We start from the raw sequence: 1169 nt of genomic DNA, 5'->3' as shown, positions 1-1169 counted from the left end.
GCGGCGCAGCCGGTGCGGCAGCCGCGCTGAAACAGCTTCCTGAGAGCAGAGCAGCAATGGCTACCCGGCGTATAAACGTCGGTTTTATCATCGTTATTCTCCAGATGTACGGGGGTCTGCCCCCACTAAGCCTGGTGCATAACTCTGAAATAACCATCGTAACGACGAGAAAGGAGTAAACTAAAGAGATCCCCGAGAGGAGAAAAGCGATGAAACGACTCTTGATTTTAGCCATGCTATTGCCGTTTGCAGGCTTTGCACAGCCCATCAACACCATGAACAACCCGAATCAACCGGGTTATCAGATCCCGAGTCAGCAGCGGATGCAGACACAAATGCAATCACAGCAAATTCAGCAGAAAGGGATGCTGAACCAACAGTTGCAGACGCAGACGCGCATGCAACAGCAGCATATGGAAAATCAGATCAACACCAACTCCCAGCGCGTGCGCCAGTCTCAGCCGGGGGAGTTGAATACCAGCCAACAGCAAATGCTACCCAACAACAACGGTGGGATGCTAAACACCAACCGCAATCCGGACAGCACGCTGAATAAACAGCAGCAAATGCTGTCGGAGAAAAAGAACGGCGACATGCTTAAGCCCTCCAGCACGCCGCAGCCTAACGTGCCGTTAAAAACGATTGGGCCTTAATAGGGCTGAAAATCCGGCCCAATGACATCAATGGCATCGGTACAGATGCAATCCACCCCCCAGCTCAATAGCTCTGCCGCGCGCTGGGGACGGTTGACGGTGTACACCAGAATGCGTAACCCGGCATCACGTATCGCATCGACACGCGTTTCATCCAGCAGCGTATAGTTTAGATGAAGAGAAACGCAGCCCAGCCGCGACGTGAGTTCGCGCCAGTCGTCACGCCATTCATCAAGCAGCAGCCCGCGCGGCAGTTCCGGTGCGGCCTGCTGTGCAGCTTCAAGAGCCTCAATGTCAAAGGATGACAGCAGCGGCGGCGTCATGTCAGCCCAGAGTTCACGCGCTGCCAGCGCAACGGCTCTGCCGGTGAGTGCCTCGCTACCCGTAGTGGGTTTAATCTCAATATTGGCCATCATGCGATGCTGACGGCAGCGGTCCGCCACCTGAGAAAGCAACGGCAACGGCTCGCCTTTGAACTCGCCGCTAAACCAGCCCCCGGCATCAACGCGCAGCAGA

3 protein-coding genes are annotated in these 1169 nt (G+C 55.5%); 1 reads left to right on the top strand and 2 read right to left on the bottom strand.

Annotated features, from left to right (window positions below):
• Nucleotides 1–91, bottom strand: a 91-nt coding sequence (locus tag FDX01_RS23790) for a hypothetical protein (protein ID WP_249360972.1), incomplete at its 3' end; no start/stop codon positions are given.
• A 118-nt stretch (nucleotides 92–209) separates the two neighbouring features.
• Here FDX01_RS23790 and FDX01_RS12570 point away from each other — a divergent pair.
• Nucleotides 210–653 (top strand): DUF2756 family protein, encoded by a 444-nt coding sequence (locus FDX01_RS12570; protein ID WP_096759238.1) that lies wholly within the window; start codon nucleotides 210–212, stop codon nucleotides 651–653.
• Here FDX01_RS12570 and ugpQ read toward each other — a convergent pair.
• A partial coding sequence (gene ugpQ, locus FDX01_RS12565; protein ID WP_249360963.1) for a glycerophosphodiester phosphodiesterase occupies nucleotides 650–1169 on the bottom strand: 520 nt, incomplete at its 5' end. The two genes, FDX01_RS12570 and ugpQ, sit on opposite strands and share 4 nt — an antisense overlap.

The organism is Citrobacter sp. wls613 (assembly GCF_005281195.1).
In the GTDB taxonomy this organism is placed as follows: Bacteria; Pseudomonadota; Gammaproteobacteria; order Enterobacterales; family Enterobacteriaceae; genus Citrobacter; species Citrobacter gillenii.
The sequence above is the reverse complement of the archived record's forward strand: the minus strand, read 5'-3'. Positions and strand labels throughout refer to the sequence as shown.

Bases quoted from the DNA above. Each gene is read 5' to 3' on its own strand.
- FDX01_RS12570 (WP_096759238.1), top strand. From the start codon at position 210: ATGAAACGACTCTTGATTTTAGCCATGCTATTGCCGTTTGCAGGCTTT.